Below are 17,670 nucleotides of genomic sequence, written 5' to 3'. Positions count from 1 at the left end.
CGGCTACAACCTGTTGTATCCAACACGAATCATGTTCTGAGCCATCACTGCATCGCCATTGATGGTGCTCCCCGCGTCCTTATGATGGTTCGCACGCCTCCCGCTGCGAGCCATCACCATGCCCCATGCCAAAACCCTCTACGACAAGCACATTGATGCGCACACCGTGTGCGCGCTCGATGATCAAGGTCACGTCTTGCTATACATAGACCGTCAGGTCATTAACGAATACACCAGCCCGCAAGCCTTCAGTGGTTTGCGTGAAGCCGGGCGCGAAGTGTGGCGCCCGGAAACCGCCCTGGCGGTGGTTGACCATGTGAACCCGACCGCCCCCGTGCGCGTGGCCGCCATGGCCGATGCAGGCGGCGCTTTGCAGGTGTCGTATCTGCAACAGAACTGCGAAAAGTTTGGCATCGAGCTGTTCGATGTGCTCGACCAGCGCCAGGGGATCGAACACGTTATCGCCCCCGAGCAAGGCTTCATCCTGCCCGGCATGATGATCGCCGCAGGCGACAGTCACACCACGACTTATGGCGCGCTGGGTGCCTTCGGCTTTGGTATCGGCACCTCTGAAATCGAGCACCTGCTGGCCACTCAGACACTGGTCTACAAACGTCTGAAAAGCATGCGAGTGACCGTCCAGGGCGCGCTGGGCCTGGGGCTGACGTCAAAAGACCTGATCATGGCCCTGATCGCCAAAATCGGCGCTTCAGGCGCCACCGGCTATGCCATTGAATTTACCGGCTCGACCATCGATGCATTGAGCGTCGAAGCGCGCATGACCATCTGCAACATGGCCGTGGAAGCCGGTGCCCGCGGTGCTTTTATGGCGCCCGATGACAAGGTGTACGCCTACCTCAAAGACAAACCCCGTGCCCCACAAGGCGAGTTGTGGGAACAAGCGGTTGAGCATTGGTGCCTGCTTTATAGCGACCCCGACGCGCAGTTCGATCAAGAGGTGCAAGTGGACGCCACTGACCTGCAACCGATGGTCACGTGGGGCACCAGCCCCGATCAGGCCGCCGCCATTGGCAGCCGCGTACCGGACCCGCAGGCGATCAGCGACTTGATCTTGCGTCAGGACATGCGCCGGGCCTTGAACTACATGGGCCTGGAGGCTGGCGCGCCGCTCAATGAAGTGGTGATCAGCCATGCCTTTATCGGTTCGTGCACCAACGCCCGCATTGAAGATTTACGTGACGCCGCACAGGTGGTGCGCGGCCAGAAAGTGGCCACGCATGTGCGGGCGATGATCGTGCCGGGGTCGACTCAGGTGCGTGATCAGGCCGAGGCCGAAGGGTTGGCCGCGATCTTTATCGACGCCGGTTTTGAGTGGCGCCAGTCCGGGTGCTCCATGTGCCTGGCCATGAATGATGACGTACTCGCCCCCGGCGACCGCTGCGCCTCCAGTACCAATCGCAACTTCGAAGGCCGCCAGGGCGCCGGGGCACGCACCCATTTGATGAGCCCGGCGATGGTCGCGGCCGCCGCCATTACCGGCCATCTGGTCGACGTTCGCCAACTGTCAGGGAGAGTCTGAGCATGCAACCTTTCACCACCGTCAGCGGCAAGGCAGCACCGATGCTCGCGGCCAACATCGATACCGATGTGATCATGCCCAAGCAGTTTCTTAAAGGCATTGATCGCAACGGACTGGATCGCGGTCTGTTTTTTGACCTGCGTTTCCTGCCTTCGGGCGAGCCGAACCCGGCGTTCGTCCTTAATCAGCCGGGCTGGCAAGAGGCACGCTTTTTAGTCACCGGGCCGAATTTTGGCTGTGGCTCCAGCCGTGAACATGCGGTCTGGGGATTGAAGCAACTCGGTATCCGGGCCTTGATTGGCAGCAGCTTTGCCGGGATCTTTTATGACAACTGCCAGCGTAACGGGGTGTTGGTGATTACCCTGGAAGAGGCGCAGGTGCAGGCGCTAGGGCACACTGTCAGCCACGCAGATATGGCTGAAATTGCCGTTGACCTGCCGAGCCAAAGCATTTGTCTGGCCGATGGTTCAACGGTTGAGTTCCAGATCGACGGCCTGCGTAAAACCGCGCTGTTGCAGGGGCTGGATGCCATTGGCAGCACCTTGCAACGCAGTCGGCAGATTCGCGAGTTCCAAGAGCGGCACTTGCAGGCCAACCCTTGGTTGAGCTGAAAAGCGCCCTCACGGCAGAGGTCACAAGCGCCCCAATTGCGTCTGCAAAAACTCCACACACACCCGCAGCTTGCCCGAGTTAGCCAGCCGTGTCGGGTACACCGCCCACACGTCAGCGCTTTGCCAGTATTCAGGCAGTACCTGCACCAACCTGCCCTGTTCCAGCAGTGGCCTGACATCCCACATCGAGCGCAGCAACACGCCACGCCCGTCCAGTGCCCACTGCAACACTATCTCGCCACTGTTAGACGACAACGGCCCGCTGACGCGCACGCTGGCTTCGCCTTCCGGGCCTTGCAGTTGCCAGATACCAAACGCGTTGTCGCGCTCTTTAAGCACCAGGCAATCGTGCTGCCCCAGGTCTTCCAGATGTTGAGGTACACCCCGGCGCTTGAGGTAGTCAGGGGAAGCGCACAACACGCGATTGTTGGTCACCAGCCGGCGCCCGATATGCTGGCCCGGAATGTCATCGCCCACATGAATCTCCAGATCGAAGCCTTCATGGACGATATTCACCACTCGATCAAACACGTCGAGGCGAATCTCCAGCTCGGGGTACTGCTCGGCCAGCAAGGAAATGGCAGGCGCCACATGGTTGCGGCCAAAACCGAAAGTACTGCATACGTGCAAGCGTCCACGCGGGGCCGAATGCGCTTCGGACAGCTCATCCTGTAGCTGCTGAACATCATCCAGAATCCGTACCGCCCAGCGCTGCACCCGCTCGCCGTCATCGGTCAGCGCGATACGGCGGCTGGTGCGATGCAGCAAGCGACTGCCCAGGGTAGTTTCGAGAATTTGAATACGTTTGCTGACATAGGCTGGAGACAACCCCAGCTCTTCTGCCGCTGCGGCAAAGCCACCTTTGCGCACCACCGTGAGGAAGACCCGCAGGTCTTCAGGCAACGGCGCACTGTATTTTATTGGCGGCATGGTCATGAGCGGCTTGGCGGCAAGAGCGTACAGAATAGCTCAGCGCAGAAAAGGCAGCACATGTTCAAGCAGCAGTTCAGGGACTTCTTCGGCAATGTAGTGCCCGGACGGCAACGCCTGGCCACGCACATCGGTCGCGACTTTCTGCCATTCGCCAAGCGGGTCGAAACAACGCCCCACCGTGCCCTCCGCGCCCCACAACAGCAACACGGGCATATTCAAATACCGACCTGCGGCAATGTCCTCGCGGTCATGCTCAAGGTCAATCCCGGCGCTGGCACGATAGTCTTCGCAGATCCCCCGCGCCGCGCCCGGCAGTTTGATGCAGCGCACGTATTCAGCCAGCGCTTGGGCCGTAAACGGTTGCAAGCCCGCACTGCGGCTGCCCATCACGCTGAGCAGGTACTGTTCAGGATCGGCCTCGATAAGGCGTTCAGGCAACGGCGCCGGGCGAATCAAGAAGAACCAGTGCCAGTAAGCACGGGCAAAGGCCTCATTGGTTTGCGCGTACATGGCCAGCGTCGGCGCAATGTCGAGCATGACCAGGCGGTTAATCGCCTGCGGATGGTCCAGCGCCAGACGATGGGCAACTCGCGCGCCACGGTCATGGGCCAGTACCGAAAACTGCTCGAAACCCAGGCTGCTCATCAGCCTCAGCGAGTCACGGGCCATTTCACGCTTGCTGTAGTTGCTATGGTCGGCTACCGCTTCGGGCTTTTCACTGTCACCGTAGCCACGCAAATCGGCCACGACCACTGTGAAGTGCTCGGCCAATTGCCCGGCAACCTTGTGCCAGATCACGTGCGTCTGCGGGTGCCCGTGAATCAACAGCAACCCCGGCCCGTGACCGCCGACCCGGAAGGCAATCTGCACGCCATTGACCTGGCGCTGTACTGTGTTAAAACCGGCGAACATGAGGCTGCTCCTTCTAATGGTCAGCCCATGCTAGAGCTCCCAGATTCGGCGACAAGGGCCAAACCGTGGCGGCTTGATTCATGAAGTGTGGTACACCAGCTCGGCATCAAGGTCGGTGACTTAAATAGATCTCTCTACCCCCGGATCAAGGCTTTTGAAGTTCCGACTTGTTGAGTTGATCTCAAGCCTTTGCCTGAGCGCTTGCGCCCTCACCCTCCCTGAGCGGCAAGAAAATACAGGCGGTCAAACCTCCTCCTTCACGATTGCCAAGCACCAGGCTGCCCTTATGGCTGACGGCAATACGCCTGGCGATACTAAGCCCCAGTCCAAAACCGCCAGATTGATCATTGCGTGAGGTATCCGCACGTACGAACGGATCGGTGACTGAATGCAGAACAGATTGCGCTATACCAGGCCCGCGATCATTGACTCGCAATGTCACACCGCTTGACGAGCGCTCGACCTCAATCGTTATTTCCCGGGCATAGGCTTGCGCGTTCACCAGCAAATTCTGCAAGCAACGGTGCAGCAACACGCCGTTTGCGTAGATCATCCCGCCCCGGCCACTGACAGGCAATGGCTCGGCGGGTGTCGACAACTCGGTACACAGGTTGCGCAATACGCTGTCGAGATCAATAAACTGGCATGTGTGTTGGTTGGCACTCTGCAGATAGACGAGTACCTGAGTAATCATCTTGTCCATTTGATAAATGTTTTGCTTCAAGCGCTCACGCTGATCGAGATCGTTCAACCGCTCAATGCGTAAACGCATGCGGGTCAAGGGCGTTCGCAGATCGTGGGACACTGCCGCCAGAAAAAAACTCTGGTCATTGACCATCGCGACAATCTGTTTCTGCATGGTGTTAAACATCTGGGCGGCCTGGCGGACTTCCAGAGGCCCTTCAATCGCCAACGGCGTCTGATCAAGGTTATCGCCCAACGCATTGGCGGCGTCACTGAGCCGTTTTAGAGGGCGCAGGCACAGTCGCACAGCCAACCAGCACATCCCGATGACGCCGATAATGCGCACCACATAGACCCGCAGAATGTAGTCGGCAATTAACGCCCATGCTGACTCGCCGCTCCAGCCCTGCAACTCGTGCCCCTCGATGCTCAACCAATGACCATCGGCCAGGGGCACGGCGAAATCCACATGGGCGGTGGCCGTTTGCAGGCCAAAAAGGCTGCGCCAGACCAGCGGCTGACCGGATGCATCGGTCAGGTCGACCTCTATCATCTCAATCGCTGGCGCGTATCCCAACTCATACGCCAGTGCCTGTTTCAACAGCAAAGCCGTGCGTCGGGCCGCGCGATCATTGCCGGGTTGAGTATCGGGTTTCGTGGCCAGGCACCTGGCCGTGTAATTGGCCGGTGCTGTCTGGGGTTGCCCCGCAATGCAACTGTCTTGGTTAATCAATTGTGCCGTTCGGCTGGCCATCAACCGGACAGGCGCTTCGAGGACTTGCGCATAGCGCACGTCGAACCAGATGCTGCTCGACAACAATTGAATAGCCAGCGTGCCGCTGACCAGAATCAGCGTCAGTTGGCCGAACAGGGTTTTGGGCCACAGGCGCATCACCCCCCGCACCAGAGCATCGCGCACCTGGTTAAACCGCCGCTTCAGGGCTGTAGACACTTAGCAGGTAACCTTCATTACGCACGGTCAGTATCTGGACGTGCCCCTCCTTGAAATGCTGGCGCAGACGGCTGATGCACATGTCGATCGAGCGGTCGTCGGGCGAGTATTCTCGTCCCATCGCACTGAGTGTCAATTGATCACGCGACAACACTTGTTCACGGGCCTGGAGCAAATCACGCAACACCCTGAAGTCGGAGCGCGGCAAGGTCAGGGTCTGGCCACCCGGGGTGTGTAACAGGCGCTTTACATAATCGAGGCGATAGCCGACGAAGTCGCGGTGGGTCGTGACCGGGCGATCCGCGATGGGCTCGGCCCGTGCTTGCCGGCGCAGCACCGCCTTGATTCTGGCCACCAGCTCACGGGGCTCGAAAGGCTTGGTCAAATAATCATCGGCGCCTACCTCCAGGCCAATGATGCGATCCAGCGCTGATCCCTTGGCGGAAAGCATGATCACGCTAAGGCCGGGGCGCGATTGAAGCTGGCGACACAGACTCAGGCCGTCTTCTCCCGGCAGCATGACGTCCAGCACGACCAGATCGACAGCCTGGCGCTCCAACTGCGCCCACATCTCAAGGCCATCGGCTGCTGCCAGCACATGGTCGCCGTTCTCACTCAGGTAATCACATAACAACTCGCGAATTTCATCATCGTCATCCACCACCAACAGCGTTTTGGCGGCCACGGGAGGTTTTGACGTGGGTAAAACATGGCGCTCATTACATTCCATTACATACCCACACATATCCGTAATAGTGCCTGGCGGCGTGATACCTAAAATGCTACCAAACATTATCTGCAAATACGAAGTATTACCAATGACAACGCAGGGCATGATGACGGATCTCTCAGCACGACCTTTGATGCTAACCACCCCGGCTCGCCGAAATGCACCCCGCAACCAGGCCGCGCTCATGGCCGCTATCAGCCTCAGCGCCATGGTCGGCTTGGCCAGCCAACCGGCAATAGCGGGGACGATTGAACTGGACACCCTGAATGTCGAAGGTACCCAGCCATCAGCCGATGAAAACACCGGCCAACTGGGTTACACCGTCAAGAGCACCACCAGTTCCACGGGCATGAAACTCACCCCGCGCCAAACGCCACAATCGGTCACCACCATCACCCAGGAACAAATGGCAGACCGCCAGATCACCAATATCGAGCAAGTGCTGGACAGCGCACCCGGCGTCACCATGAGCAAGTCAGAAGTGGGCGGACGCACCGAGTACCGCGCACGCGGCTATCCGATTACCAACTGGAAAACCGACGGCCTGCAGTTTCAGGGCGGCTCGGACTTCAGTGGCGCAGGCAGCTCGCTGAACATGGATATGTACGAGCGTATCGACATCGTACGCGGTGCCAATGGCCTGCTGGGCGGCACCGGCGACCCATCGGCCACCGTCAACCTGATCCGCAAACGCCCTGGCTACGAGTTCGGCGGCAGTGCATACGCCACCTATGGCAGTTGGGACAAGCGACGCCTGGGCGCTGACCTGAACCTGCCCTTGTCTGAAGATGGCCGATTGCGCTCTCGCCTGGTCATGACGCAAGAGGACGCCAACTCTTTCCGCGATCAACAGTCCGAGCGTTCACGGGCCGCGCTGGCCAATGTCGAGTTTGACCTGACGGATGCCACGACCCTCGGTGCCGGCTATCAATATGAGTACTACAAGATCGTGGGCGGCGGCTGGGGCGCGAACATCCCTATCTGGTACGGCGATGGCAGTAAAACAAGCCTGCCGCGCAGCACCAACGTGGTGCCCAGCTGGAGTTTTGGCGAGTACACCACGCGTACAGCGTTCGGCTCGCTGGAGCATCGCTTTGATAATGACTGGACGCTCAACGTCAAAGCGGCGCAAAGCACCACCGATGCGTTGAATCACCGCGGGCTGGCCAAGGTCAACTCCATAGGTGGCGGCGCATTCGGCGGTTACTGGAACCAGGATGGTACCGGGGCCATTCTCAATGGCCTGCACAGCTCCACCGACACGACCCAGCAATCGGCACAAGTCGACGTGACCGGACCTTTCAGCCTGTTCGGACGCACCCACCAGGCCATGTTCGGCTACAACGACAGTCGCACCGTCGCCTGGTCACCTCAATATCGTTGCAATATGGTCAGCGATGACCGCACCAGCCCTAGCGCGCTGGGGTGCCAGTTCCGGGCAAACAACGGTTTCCCGATTACCGACTGGCACAACGGGGTCGATAGCGACTACCGGATCAACGCTTACAAAACCGGCCTGCACAGCAAAACCACCACCCGCCTGCAAGGCATGTATGCGGCCACCCGCCTGAGTATTACCGACCCGTTGTCGGTGATCCTGGGCGCGCGCATCAGCGATTACAGCAGCACCACGGTGTCGACCGCCGGAGTGCGCAGCAATCAGCAACAAAACGGTATCGTCACGCCTTACCTGGGGGCGGTGTATGACCTCAACGACACCTACTCGCTGTACGCCAGCTACACCGATATCTTCAGCCCGCAAAGCGAAGAAAACGCCAGCGGCAACAAGCTCGAGCCGATTCGCGGCCAGAGTTATGAAACCGGTATTAAAGGAGAATGGTTTGACGGTCAGGTCAATGCGCAAGCGGCCTACTTCCTGACCCGCCAGGAAAACAAGGCAGTGACCGATGGCGCCAACCTGACGCCCACCGGAGCCCAGGCCTACACGACCGGCACCGGCGTAGAGACAGAAGGTATCGACCTCGAAGTCTCCGGCGCGTTGACGCCCAACTGGAATGTCTACGGTGGCTACACCTATCTGCACTTTCGTCGCCTTAACGCCGACGGCCAAAGTGACCCGTCGCACCTGTTCAAGGCTTCAACCACCTACCGCCTGTCGGGTGCTCTTGATCGCTTGACCGTGGGTACCGGTGTCACCGCGCAAACCAGCATTCGCGCCACCTCTACTCCGGCAGGCATTCCCACAGACGGTGTGAGCCGCGGCCCCACCGATGTGACCTGGGCAGGTTATGCCATCTGGAGCGCAATGGCCAAATACGACCTCACCGAAGATACGGCCGTTACCCTGAACGCCAACAACCTCTTCGACAAAACCTACTACACCCGCTACGGCTTCTACGCTGGCGCCATATACGGTGATCCGCGCAGCCTGTCGTTGACCCTGAGTACTGCATTTTGAGACCTGGCCTGTTCCTTCCCCCAAGGTAAGCCCTGCTTCAACATGCAACTACCGAAGCCCGCCCAATGGCGGGCTTCGTCTGTTTGGCAACGGCCAAAAAAGCCACTGGGGGAACATCACACCGTCATCAAGGTCGGTTACTTAAATGGCTCACTTTGGCCCCACGACGAAGGCTTATAAAATTGCGACATTTTTTGTTGATCTAAGCGCAGTCACGCCCTAAAGTTCGCGCCGAACATCCATGCTGGAAACGATCCATCCGGCTCAAGTACTGACGACGAGACAGCAAGGTCCATTTACCTTATTTGCTTTCGGCGGACATGCCTTGGGAAGTAGGCGAACCAAAGTGGGGATACGGAGGATGTTCAGCTGCACCCATTTATTGATGACGTTTGCCACAGGAGTTCCCCAGCATGTCGATCCAGGTCGAAGACTATTACGCGCGCGACACCTTCAACAAAATGAAGGCGTTCGCTGACACCCAGGAAACACCGTTCGTGGTGATCGATACCGCCATGATCAGCAAGGCTTACGATGACCTGCGCGCAGGCTTCGAATTCGCCAAGGTGTATTACGCGGTGAAGGCCAACCCGGCCGTCGAAATCATTGATCTGCTGCGCGACAAAGGTTCGAGCTTCGATATCGCGTCGATCTATGAGCTGGATAAAGTCATGGACCGCGGCGTCAGCCCGGACCGCATCAGCTACGGCAACACCATCAAGAAATCCAAAGACATTCGTTATTTCTACGAGAAAGGCGTGCGTCTGTTTTCCACCGACTCCGAAGCCGACTTGCGCAACATTGCCAAGGCCGCACCGGGCGCCAAGATTTACGTGCGCATCCTTACCGAAGGTTCGACCACCGCTGACTGGCCTCTGTCGCGAAAATTCGGCTGCCAGACCGATATGGCCATGGACCTGCTGATTCTGGCCCGTGACCTGGGCCTGGTGCCTTACGGCATTTCGTTCCACGTAGGTTCGCAGCAACGTGACATTAGCGTGTGGGACGCAGCCATCGCCAAGGTCAAGGTGATCTTCGAGCGTCTGAAAGAAGAAGACGGCATCGTCCTCAAGCTGATCAACATGGGCGGCGGCTTCCCGGCCAACTACATCACCCGTACCAACAGCCTGGAAACCTACGCCGAAGAAATCATTCGTTTCCTGAAAGAAGACTTCGGTGACGACCTGCCAGAAATCATTCTGGAACCGGGCCGTTCGCTGATCGCCAACGCAGGCATCCTGGTCAGTGAAGTGGTTTTGGTCGCACGTAAATCGCGCACCGCCGTCGAGCGTTGGGTGTATACCGATGTGGGCAAATTCTCTGGTCTGATCGAAACCATGGACGAAGCCATCAAGTTCCCGATCTGGACTGAAAAGAAAGGCGAGATGGAAGAAGTGGTCATCGCCGGCCCAACCTGTGACAGCGCCGACATCATGTACGAAAACTACAAATACGGCCTGCCCCTGAACCTGGCCATCGGCGATCGCCTGTACTGGTTGTCGACCGGTGCCTATACCACCAGCTACAGCGCCGTTGAGTTCAATGGCTTCCCGCCGCTGAAATCGTTCTACCTGTAACAACTGGCCCCCCGCGCAAGCGTGCGGGGGGCAGCCCCTATCGGCTGATGTGCCGTAAGAAACGCAGAAAACCCGCCAGCTCTGCCGAGGCTTGCACCATCGAGTGCTCATTTGCATCAATGGCTGCATTGACCCGAGTGGAAAACACGGTCAACCCGTTGGCAATCCGCTTCATGTTGTCGACCCAGTACGCCCGCGCTTCAACCAGCTCTGCGTGACGCCTTATTTTTTCAGCGCGCTCCTTGAGCACGCGCCTGTCTGACTTGTCCCTGGATTTACGCATGCTCAAATCAGCCAGTTTGTCGGTGATTTTGTTGCGTGCTTCAATCAGCGAAAACATCCTGTACCCACTGTCAATAAAACCCAGGTACTGCGTTATACGCTCAATGGCGGCAGTCACCACATCCGCCTCGACCTTTCCCACTGCAGCTGTTGTCACAAGTACCTGAATTTGTTCAATACCAGGCAGCAAATCCCTTGCATGATCAAGCCAGGTCCTGGACTGAAGGATCTCCAGAGCCGCGACGACAACCTGTTTGTCCGCACGCAATTGATCTTCTTCCAGTTGCAGCGTAATCGCCTGTTGCTCCAGTTCATCCAGCCTGGCCACGTCATACGCCAGCAGCGGATCGGAATAGTGTTCGAGATTCAGTCCCTCGCCTTCGGCAGTACGCAATGCTATTTGCGCTTTGGCCGCCGCAACAGCACTCACCAGGCGCCGGCTTCGCTGAGTGAAAGTTTCATTCAGAATATGGATTGCAGAGGTGCGAGCCTCAGGCGTTAATGGGCCATGAGTGTGAATGGCTGCCCATTGTTCCGCCAGTTCATCAAAACCCGCACTGTCCACCATTACTTCAAGGCTACGCACCTTGTCGACAATACTGCGCGCACCACGACTCAAGCATCTGGCCGCCAGGCTTAAACGCTCCTGCAACGATGGAATAAAATCGTATTCATGACTGACCGCCACTGCATTAAACTTTTTTAGCCCGCTGAAAACACCTGGCATATCAGGGGTTTCATACTCCACTTCATCGACGCCCGCATTCATATTGTGACTTCCTTTTCAAATACGCTTTTCAATAATCTCATTAAATGCATTGGATATTTGCACGCTGTAATCCTTAACACGCTTCCACGGATTCAGCAGCTGTGCAAAATCAACTTTAAGTTTGTATAAGCGACCAAAAGAATCCACGCACCCCAATTCATGATCAACTTCATCCAGGTAGTTACTTATATAGCTCCATACTTGCGCCAGACGCTTGGCGCCCTCTTCTGCTCCCAGCATGCGACTGCGCAAGTCGGTAAAACGCTGCTGGGTGGCATCCAGCACCATCGCGAGTTGCTCTTGCTCCTGGCTGCCTTGCCTGGCAATGTCACGCTCGGCAATCAGTTTGTTTTTTCGTGTGCGTATTGCTTCGGCCTTTACCCCGAATATCCCGCCTGTGACAGCCAAGCCGATAGGCCCCAGAAAAATCCCTGAGTGCCCGTACAAAACCTGAGACCTGTAATCCCTTATCAATCGCTCGATTTCGCTGTCCAGCTCTTTGATGCGCGCAGTCAGTGTTTCACGGTCCCTGGAAAGGCCCGCTTTGGCATAGGCATCCAGTTTGGCATTGACTTCATGAATCAATTCATCGGACAGGACGCGCTCAAACTCGGCCGCCAATGCCCCCACTGCGTAGGCTCTTTTTATATAGGAATCGGTGCTGCTTTTGATCGACTTTACATGTTCGCGCATGATGGTGACTGCCTTGAGTTCTGTAGAGCTAAGCCCATCAGCCAACTGCGCGGTTTCCGCGGCCGTCAGATCGTCCAGCCCACCAGAGAACAGCCGATCGGAATCCAGCCTGTTTATTAATTCAATGATGCCATTGGCATGGGTAATGAAACTGTCCGAGAACCGGTTCAGTTGGCGAGCAAGTTCCTTTGTTTCCCGCTCGAGCGCCGACCAGCTGCCGGCATGCTGCACGACGCGTTGATGAAAAGACTGAATACTGGCGGGTTCTAGCCCCGGAATACTTGTAGTGTCCAGACCAAACCAGGCCACAATCTTGTTGTAGTCCACGGGTAACTTGCGTGACTCACTCACATAGGCTCGAACACTGTGAATATCACTGCGCCGGATAATAAAACCCAATTCTCCCTTTGAAACAGCGGAATCTTTTTCACCGACCAGCATTTGAATATAATGCGATGGCAAATAGATAGCCGCTTCCAGAGCGCTCATTTTCTCAAGCGATCTGGCCTCCTCAGCACTGTTGCTGAACGCCTTATTATCAACCTGCATATTAATTCCCTTTAAAAAATGATCCTGTTCGAACAGCATCACTTCTCAAAGAGCATCCATCAATAACAGAACTACCCGAGTACCTGTAAGACCGGGACAAAAATAAAAATGAATAATTACCCGAATAAACAGTTATTGGCTAGGACACGCTTGAAAGCCGCGTACGAGCATTAACTTTGACGGTGTAATCACGGTCAGCCGTTGTTGCCCTGCAAGGCATCGATACGCACTTGCCAGGCAGCGCTCAGTGCCCGGATACGGGGTTCCCGAGCCTCTAGCAGGGTGCCCAGGGTCACCCGCAAGAAGTTCAGATTGCCGCCATTCAGAGCACGCTCGAACCAGCGCAACGCGTCATCAATATTGCCGTCTTCGGCCAGTACCGAGGCATGGCTGAACTGGCCACGAAAATCACCGCCGCGTGCCGAGCGCTCGTACCAGAGACAGGCCTCGGCTTTGTCGGCCGGGCAATGCTCGCCTTCTTCGAGGTAACGCCCCAGCAGGTTCATCGACTTGGCATGGCCCGCCTGTGCCGCCACCCGGTACAGCTGGTACGCCGCGTTCTGGTCTTGGGTTACGCCGCGACCGGTAGCGAGCAAGTTGGCGTAGTTGTAGAGCGCCCAATCCAGTCCAGCTTCAGCGGCTTGTCGATATTCCAGGCTTGCCAGGGTGCAGTCGACGGGCCCGCCCCAACCATGCTCCCAGCAGCGACCCAGCATGTTGCGGGCCATCAAGTGGCCGGCATTGGCCGCAATCTGAAACCAGCGCTTGGCCAGCACCGGGTCGCGCTCGATGCCCTGGCCGTCGAGCAGGATCTGCCCCAGCAACGCCTGACCATCGACGATGCCCTCTTTGGCCGCCATCAAAATGGCCTGGGCCGCTTTGGCCGGGTTCTCGCTCAACATGGCGCTCAGCTGGTCACCATTGAGTACTTCTTCGCGGCGTAATTGAAAGCTCATGAATTACACCTCGGCCCATCGACGCAACAGGTTGTGATAAGTGCCGGTGAGCTGGATCAGCGAAGGATGATCAGGAACGTCACGGGTCAGTTGCTGGATCGCGCCGTCCATTTCAAACAGCAACGTGCGCTGACTGTCCTCGCGTACCAGGCTCTGAGTCCAGAAGAACGACGCAAAACGTGCCCCACGGGTAACGGCATTGACCTTGTGCAAACTGGTACCGGGGTACAAGACCATATCGCCAGCAGGCAGTTTGACCTGCTGCACACCATAGGTGTCCTGAATCACCAGTTCGCCGCCGTCGTACTCCTCGGGGTCACTGAAAAACAGGGTCGCCGACAGATCAGTACGCACCCGTTCAGGGCTGCCCTTGGGCTGGCGCACGGCATTGTCGATATGGAAGTCGAAACTGCCGCCCCCGGTGTAGCAGTTCACCAACGGCGGGAAGACCTTGTGTGGCAGGGCCGCCGACATATACAGCGGATTTTTCCACAGCCTGTCTACCATCGCCGCGCCGATCTCCTTGGCGAGGGGATGGTCTTCGGGCAGTTGCAGATTGTGCTTGGCCTTGGCCGATTGAAAGCCGGCGGTGATTTTACCGTCAGCCCATTGCGTCTGCTGCAGCGCCTCACGGATGCGCTGCACCTCTTCACGGGAGAACAAGCCGGGGATATGCAGCAACATGACGCAATACCTGATAGCAAAGGGATGGCAATGGTATTGATTCTTATTGTCTATGTAAAACTTTGTTAAGAGACCTGTAGACGAACGAGTGTGAAAAAACCGTAAAGGCAATTTGTAAAGAATGTAAATTCAGCGCAAATAGTAATGCCTCTCAATTGATAGTCAGAATTGTTTGCCATATATTTCGCGGCTCAAATTCTGGGGGAAGGGATCTTCAAATGTCGCGCCAACAAATAAAAATACCCGTCAGCTCACCGCGTTTACTGGCTTCGGCCATCGGTGTCGCGATTACCGCGACCTCGGCAGGCCATATGGTTCAGGCTGCCGAGAGCACTGACAGCAAGGCACAGGGCAGCAGTATTTCCCTTGGCGCGACCACAGTTACCGGTGAACAGACCGAGCAGTCTTATCAAACCGAAAAAGCCAGCTCCCAAAAATACACAGCGCCCCTGGTAGATACCCCGCGCTCTGTCACCGTGATCCCACAGCAAGTGCTGCAGGACACCGCAGCCACTTCGCTGCAGGATGCATTGCGCACCGTACCGGGCATCACCTTCGGCGCAGGCGAAGGCGGCAACCCACAGGGCGACCGTCCATTTATCCGTGGTTTTGACGCACAATCCGATATGTACCTGGACGGCGTGCGCGATGCTGGCGGCCAGACCCGGGAAATCTTCGACATCGAATCGATCGAAGTCAGCAAAGGCCCGAACTCCACCTTTGGTGGTCGTGGCTCGGCTGGCGGCAGCCTGAACATGGTGAGCAAGACCGCCAAGGCGGGTGACTTCCTCAACGGCGGCTTCACCTATGGCTCCGACCAGACCCGCCGCTACACCCTGGATGTAAACCGCCAGTTCCTGGACACCGCAGCGTTCCGCCTGAACCTGATGAGCCACGAGCAGAATGTCGCTGGCCGTGAGTCGGTCAACTACGACCGCTGGGGCGTAGCGCCATCGCTGACCTTCGGCCTGGGCACTGAAAACCGCCTGAACGTCAGCTATTACCACCTGGAAAGCAACGACCTGCCGGACTCGGGCATTCCATACGGCTACAGCAACAGCTCCAAGACCGCTGTTCACGCCCACGACAAACCGGACGATGGCGGCGACAGCAAAAACTTCTACGGCTTGAAAGACCGTGACTTCCGCAAGACCCGCGTGGACATCAGCACCATCTCGTTCGAGCATGACTTCAACGATGCGATGACCCTGAAAAACACCTTCCGTCACGGCAACACCGGCCAGGACTACATTCTCACCCAGCCGGACGACAGCCAGCACAACGTCAACCAGTACGGTACCGTATGGCGTCGCGCCAACACCCGGGTTTCGACCACTGAAACCACTACCAACCAGACCGATCTGTTCGGCAACTTCCAGGTCATGGGTTTCAAGAACAACTACTCCACAGGTGTTGAATTCACTCGTGAAGAGACTCGGGCCAGCAGCTACAACGTATATGGTCCAGATGGTCTGATTCAGGGCAATCCAAAACCTAACGGATGCACGCCTAGCATGGTAGGCAATAGTGGCGGCGTATGCACCTCGCTTGATAACCCTAACCCGAATGATGTCTGGGGTGGCTCCGAATCACGCAACTACTACGGCACCAACACCGTGGGTGTGACCAAAGCTGCCTACGTGTTCGACACCATCGAGCTGGATCCGAAGTGGCTGTTGAACGCCGGCCTGCGTTACGACGCATTCAGCACCACCGCCAATACCAATGCGGCGAGCGGTCGTACCAAAGCCTCAAACGACAGCCATTTCTTCAACTGGCAGACCGGCCTGGTCTGGAAGCCACTGGATAACGGCAGCGTTTACCTGTCCTACGCGACCTCGGCTACCCCGCCAGGCGGCGTGGTGGGTGAAGGGGTCGAAGGTAACGGCATACCTGCTCCAGGCAGCGGTATCACCAGCGACCTGAAGCCGGAAGAAACCGTCAACTACGAACTGGGCACCAAGTGGGACGTGTTCCACGATCGTCTGTCGCTGACTGCAGCCATCTTCCGTACCGAGAAAAAGAACACTCGCGTCCTGACTGACTCGTTCACCTACGAAAACGCCGGTGAATCCCGCGTTGACGGTCTGGAACTGTCGGCCAGCGGTAAAATCACTGACAAATGGCAAGTGTTTGCAGGCTACAGCTACCTGAAAAGCGAGCTGGTTGATCCAGGCCAGAAAGCCAACCGTAACGGCACTATCAATACCGCAGCGGTTTCGGACAAAGGCAACGAAATGCCGAACACCCCGAAAAACAGCTTCAGCCTGTGGACAACCTATGAAGTGATGCCAAAGCTGACCATCGGCGGCGGCGCGTTCTATGTTGACGAAGTCTACGGCGACACGGCCAACACCGTTTACGTGCCGGCTTACACTCGCTACGACGCAATGGCCAGCTACAAGCTGACCAAAAATATCGACCTGCAACTGAACGTACAAAACCTGACCGACAAGACCTACTACGACAAAGCCTACGCTGCGCATTTCGCCAGCCAGGCAGCGGGCCGTACTGCCCTGTTGACCACCAGCTTCCACTTCTAACTCGAAGTTGAGCTGAACCAAGCCCCGTCCATTCAATGGTCGGGGCTTTTGTGTGTAAAAAGACGTACACGGCATACTGCGCCGTGATGAATTCAATTGAGCAAGCAAGGCGGTCGTTGTGTTCAAGAAAACACTGTTTCAGCTGCACTGGTTTTTCGGCATAACCGCCGGGCTGGTTCTGGCCCTGATGGGGATAACCGGTGCCACGGTGTCGTTTCAGGACGAGCTGCTGAACTTGCTCAACCCTTCAGTGCTCAAGGTCGAGAAACTCGACAGCGGCGTGCTGCCACCGGCCGAGCTGGTGCGCAGGGTCGAGGCCACCGAGGGCAAGCAAGTCGCCATGCTCTGGGTGGGCGTGGACAGCGGCACCGCTGCACGCATCTTCTTCACCCCGCCACCGGGCGAGCGTCGTGGCCAGTTGCGTTATGTTGACCCCTATACCGGTACCTATCAGGGCGAGGCCAACGGCCAGGGCTTTTTCGACCTGATGCTGCAATTGCACCGTTTCCTGGCCATGGGCCAGAGCGGTCGCCAGATCACCGGCGCCTGCACCCTGATGCTGGTGTTCTTCTGCCTGTCGGGCCTGTACCTGCGCTGGCCGCGCCAGGCGCTTAACTGGCGCACCTGGCTGACCCTGGACTGGGCGAAAAAAGGTCGCAGCTTCAACTGGGACCTGCACGCCGTGGCGGGCACCTGGTGTATGGTCTTTTATCTGCTGGCCGCACTGACCGGCTTGTCGTGGTCCTATGAGTGGTACAACCAGGGCCTGCAAAAACTCCTGTCCGATGCCCCGAGCGGCGAGCAGCGCCAGGGCGGCGGTCGCGGCCCCCGTGGTC

14 protein-coding genes are annotated in these 17,670 nt (G+C 57.5%); 6 read left to right on the top strand and 8 right to left on the bottom strand.

From position 1 onward, the window contains the following. Window positions 1-118 precede the first annotated feature (118 nt). Entirely contained in the window at window positions 119-1,540 is a 1,422-nt protein-coding gene (gene leuC / locus GHO03_RS07595) for a 3-isopropylmalate dehydratase large subunit (protein ID WP_095031994.1), read from the top strand. Further along, on the top strand, window positions 1,537-2,151 hold the full coding sequence (gene leuD / locus GHO03_RS07590) for a 3-isopropylmalate dehydratase small subunit (RefSeq protein WP_095001587.1): 615 nt from the start codon (window positions 1,537-1,539) through the stop codon (window positions 2,149-2,151). The genes leuC and leuD overlap by 4 nt, the downstream gene beginning before the upstream one ends. Window positions 2,152-2,172: 21 nt before the next feature. Here leuD and GHO03_RS07585 read toward each other — a convergent pair whose 3' ends face one another. The 4 genes from GHO03_RS07585 to GHO03_RS07570 all read right to left on the bottom strand — a co-directional run bounded on the left by GHO03_RS07585 (window position 2,173) and on the right by GHO03_RS07570 (window position 6,362). Beyond that, complete coding sequence (locus GHO03_RS07585) at window positions 2,173-3,081, bottom strand: LysR substrate-binding domain-containing protein (protein WP_205125793.1); 909 nt, start codon at window positions 3,079-3,081, stop codon at window positions 2,173-2,175. A gap of 39 nt (window positions 3,082-3,120) precedes the next feature. After that, window positions 3,121-3,996 carry an alpha/beta fold hydrolase gene (locus GHO03_RS07580; protein WP_133144782.1) on the bottom strand — a complete coding sequence of 292 codons (876 nt, stop codon included), beginning with the start codon at window positions 3,994-3,996 and terminating at the stop codon, window positions 3,121-3,123. Between the two features lie 181 nt (window positions 3,997-4,177). Beyond that, window positions 4,178-5,584, bottom strand: coding sequence for an ATP-binding protein (locus GHO03_RS07575; RefSeq protein ID WP_165484596.1), 1,407 nt, complete (start codon window positions 5,582-5,584; stop codon window positions 4,178-4,180). Between the two features lie 19 nt (window positions 5,585-5,603). Beyond that, entirely contained in the window at window positions 5,604-6,362 is a 759-nt protein-coding gene (locus GHO03_RS07570) for a response regulator (protein ID WP_095001591.1), read from the bottom strand. A gap of 184 nt (window positions 6,363-6,546) precedes the next feature. Between GHO03_RS07570 and GHO03_RS07565 the strand changes: the two genes are divergently transcribed. Together GHO03_RS07565 and GHO03_RS07560 are read left to right on the top strand one after the other, a co-directional pair. Continuing rightward, window positions 6,547-8,781: a TonB-dependent siderophore receptor gene (locus GHO03_RS07565; protein WP_133144781.1), complete on the top strand. Its 2,235-nt coding sequence runs from the start codon at window positions 6,547-6,549 to the stop codon at window positions 8,779-8,781. A gap of 413 nt (window positions 8,782-9,194) precedes the next feature. After that, window positions 9,195-10,358, top strand: a complete 1,164-nt coding sequence (locus GHO03_RS07560) for a type III PLP-dependent enzyme (RefSeq protein WP_095001593.1) — start codon at window positions 9,195-9,197, stop codon at window positions 10,356-10,358. 37 nt (window positions 10,359-10,395) lie between these two features. Here the strand turns inward: GHO03_RS07560 and GHO03_RS07555 are convergent, their stop codons facing one another. From GHO03_RS07555 to GHO03_RS07540, 4 genes are all read right to left on the bottom strand, one after another. Beyond that, window positions 10,396-11,409, bottom strand: a complete 1,014-nt coding sequence (locus GHO03_RS07555) for an alpha-xenorhabdolysin family binary toxin subunit B (RefSeq protein ID WP_133144779.1) — start codon at window positions 11,407-11,409, stop codon at window positions 10,396-10,398. A gap of 15 nt (window positions 11,410-11,424) precedes the next feature. After that, window positions 11,425-12,690: an alpha-xenorhabdolysin family binary toxin subunit A gene (locus tag GHO03_RS07550; RefSeq protein ID WP_256668447.1), complete on the bottom strand. Its 1,266-nt coding sequence runs from the start codon at window positions 12,688-12,690 to the stop codon at window positions 11,425-11,427. Window positions 12,691-12,845: 155 nt separating this feature from the next. Continuing rightward, entirely contained in the window at window positions 12,846-13,607 is a 762-nt protein-coding gene (locus GHO03_RS07545) for a tetratricopeptide repeat protein (RefSeq protein WP_095018272.1), read from the bottom strand. A gap of 3 nt (window positions 13,608-13,610) precedes the next feature. Then, complete coding sequence (locus GHO03_RS07540) at window positions 13,611-14,291, bottom strand: Fe2+-dependent dioxygenase (protein ID WP_095001596.1); 681 nt, start codon at window positions 14,289-14,291, stop codon at window positions 13,611-13,613. Window positions 14,292-14,509: 218 nt separating this feature from the next. Here GHO03_RS07540 and GHO03_RS07535 point away from each other — a divergent pair, with 218 nt between their 5' ends. Both GHO03_RS07535 and GHO03_RS07530 read left to right on the top strand, forming a co-directional pair. Beyond that, complete coding sequence (locus tag GHO03_RS07535) at window positions 14,510-16,834, top strand: TonB-dependent siderophore receptor (protein ID WP_133144777.1); 2,325 nt, start codon at window positions 14,510-14,512, stop codon at window positions 16,832-16,834. A 118-nt stretch (window positions 16,835-16,952) separates the two neighbouring features. Then, window positions 16,953-17,670 (top strand): PepSY-associated TM helix domain-containing protein (locus GHO03_RS07530; RefSeq protein WP_372241716.1); only part of this gene is annotated, 718 nt, incomplete at its 3' end.

Origin of the sequence: Pseudomonas sp. FSL R10-1339 (assembly GCF_009600545.1) — a bacterium.
GTDB lineage: Bacteria > Pseudomonadota > Gammaproteobacteria > Pseudomonadales > Pseudomonadaceae > Aquipseudomonas > Aquipseudomonas bubulae.
Note: the sequence above shows the minus strand (reverse complement) of the source record. Positions and strands in the feature narration are given on the sequence as shown.

Coding starts and splice junctions, on each gene's coding strand:
- GHO03_RS07565 (WP_133144781.1), top strand. CDS start 6,547: ATGGCCGCTATCAGCCTCAGCGCCATGGTCGGCTTGGCCAGCCAACCG.
- GHO03_RS07550 (WP_256668447.1), bottom strand. CDS start 12,690: ATGCTGTTCGAACAGGATCATTTTTTAAAGGGAATTAATATGCAGGTT.
- GHO03_RS07580 (WP_133144782.1), bottom strand. CDS start 3,996: ATGTTCGCCGGTTTTAACACAGTACAGCGCCAGGTCAATGGCGTGCAG.
- leuC (WP_095031994.1), top strand. CDS start 119: ATGCCCCATGCCAAAACCCTCTACGACAAGCACATTGATGCGCACACC.
- GHO03_RS07535 (WP_133144777.1), top strand. CDS start 14,510: ATGTCGCGCCAACAAATAAAAATACCCGTCAGCTCACCGCGTTTACTG.
- GHO03_RS07540 (WP_095001596.1), bottom strand. CDS start 14,291: ATGTTGCTGCATATCCCCGGCTTGTTCTCCCGTGAAGAGGTGCAGCGC.
- GHO03_RS07545 (WP_095018272.1), bottom strand. CDS start 13,607: ATGAGCTTTCAATTACGCCGCGAAGAAGTACTCAATGGTGACCAGCTG.
- GHO03_RS07570 (WP_095001591.1), bottom strand. CDS start 6,362: ATGGAATGTAATGAGCGCCATGTTTTACCCACGTCAAAACCTCCCGTG.
- GHO03_RS07585 (WP_205125793.1), bottom strand. CDS start 3,081: ATGCCGCCAATAAAATACAGTGCGCCGTTGCCTGAAGACCTGCGGGTC.
- GHO03_RS07560 (WP_095001593.1), top strand. CDS start 9,195: ATGTCGATCCAGGTCGAAGACTATTACGCGCGCGACACCTTCAACAAA.
- GHO03_RS07555 (WP_133144779.1), bottom strand. CDS start 11,409: ATGAATGCGGGCGTCGATGAAGTGGAGTATGAAACCCCTGATATGCCA.